A 1573-nucleotide genomic window follows, 5' to 3' on the forward strand; every position below is an offset into this window, starting at 1 on the left:
TATGGGAAAGGGTTCTTTTTGCTGTTATAGGCATAGGGATGGTAAGTCCCCTTGGGGTTTACAAACTTGCTGGGTTGGTGTTTTTTATTGGCATGGTGGTTCAGCACTATTGGAGAAATAAAAAAACCTAGGGAACCCTCAGACTGACACCCCTTAGACCTATATTTTTTGAAGGTTAGAAGGTTAAGTTATAGAAAGGCCGGAAGAAGCCTACGGCTCGTTCCGGCCTTTCTTATTTGTGAAGTTTTAGCCGCTGTGAATTTGTTTAGAGAAGTCAAAAGAAGGGTTTTCTGAGGACGAAAGGGTTTTGTACAGTTCTTTGAACGTGGATATTGCTTCATCTTCTGAATCAAACTCCCCCAAAATATGGAAGGAATCACCGCCGATAATTCGTCCTTCTATGAATGTTTTTTTGTATCCTTCAAGGCGTTTTATGCGGAAAGCTACACAATTCATTATTTCTTTTCCAGTTTGACTCATGACCCATGCCATGCAGTTCACCTGCCTTGTTGTTTTCACAATTTGATGCATTTTCTTAGTAGATATGATAACACTAAACATAGGATGGCGTAAAATTAAGAGTCAATGCGGGGTATATGGTTTAGAATGGTAAGCGTCAAAAGAACCCTAAACTGGAGATGACCTGGCAATGGCCTTTGGAGCAATTGAGAGCGTAAACTTCAAACTGGCGGAGGGCGAGGGATTCGAACCCCCGGAAGGTTGCCCTTCAACTGATTTCAAGTCAGCCGCCTTCGACCGCTCGGCCAGCCCTCCGCGCTAACCATTATACGCGAAAACCTATTATAATAATAAGCGGAGATAATGCCAACCTCCGGATTTAAAAAATAGAAAGGGTGATAACCATGCACAAAAAGTTGCTACTTATGTGTATAACATGCCTGGTTTTCCTGCTGGTAGCAGGGGCAGGCTTCGCAGCTGAGACAAGCAGTTGTACGGTACCAGAGGACATGTCCTTGGTGATAGTGTCTGCCAATTGGGAGTTCGATATCGAAAGCGGCACTGTTAACGGCAAGGCCGTGGTCAAGAACATTTCAGATAGAACCCTTACGGCTCCCGGAGTGATCGTTAGTTTTTACGACATAGAAGGTAAACAGTTGAGCCAGCTTCCCTTGAGGGGCCCCAAGGCCAAGTTGGAGCCAAAAAGTACATCGACGGTTGATATCAAGGTTAAACTTAAAGAGATTCCCCAAACGATATTGATGGCTCCCTTCGAGGGCCTATGGTCCACCTGAGGCTAAGTATGTTTTCGCGTGGCGAAAACACTTACAGCGTGGGGATGTCTGATTTCAATAACTGCTCTTAGAGAGGTGAGTATCAATGAACATGGAAGAGATCATAGAGAGCTACGTGTGTCGTCCTTGCAAGGTTGCAGTAATAGGTGCTTCTCAGAAGCAGGATAGGCCGGTCTTTGGTGTTATGGAATACCTAAAGGGACAAAATTTTGACCTGTACCCCGTTAACCCCTCTATTGCGGGAGAAGAGGTGCTGGGCTTTCTGTGTTACTCCTCATTGAGTGAGGTCCCTGAAAATGTGGATGTGGTATGCCTTTTCA

The 1573-nt window shown here is 44.9% G+C and carries 3 protein-coding genes and 1 tRNA gene; 2 read left to right on the forward strand and 2 right to left on the reverse strand.

What is annotated here, in order from left to right; all coding sequences use genetic code 11:
- Positions 1-246: 246 nt before the first annotated feature.
- Positions 247-492, reverse strand: a complete 246-nt coding sequence (locus V7Z69_RS09895) for a hypothetical protein (protein ID WP_334139818.1) — start codon at positions 490-492, stop codon at positions 247-249.
- Between the two features lie 194 nt (positions 493-686).
- Positions 687-774 (reverse strand) — tRNA-Ser (locus V7Z69_RS09900).
- 89 nt (positions 775-863) lie between these two features.
- Here V7Z69_RS09900 and V7Z69_RS09905 point away from each other — a divergent pair.
- Both V7Z69_RS09905 and V7Z69_RS09910 read left to right on the forward strand, forming a co-directional pair.
- Positions 864-1253 carry a hypothetical protein gene (locus tag V7Z69_RS09905; RefSeq protein ID WP_014162669.1) on the forward strand — a complete coding sequence of 130 codons (390 nt, stop codon included), beginning with the start codon at positions 864-866 and terminating at the stop codon, positions 1251-1253.
- An 85-nt stretch (positions 1254-1338) separates the two neighbouring features.
- The coding region (locus V7Z69_RS09910) for a CoA-binding protein (protein WP_334139819.1) at positions 1339-1573 on the forward strand (235 nt) is incomplete at its 3' end.

It is taken from the genome of Thermovirga lienii (assembly GCF_036847465.1).
In the GTDB taxonomy this organism is placed as follows: Bacteria; Synergistota; Synergistia; order Synergistales; family Thermovirgaceae; genus Thermovirga; species Thermovirga lienii.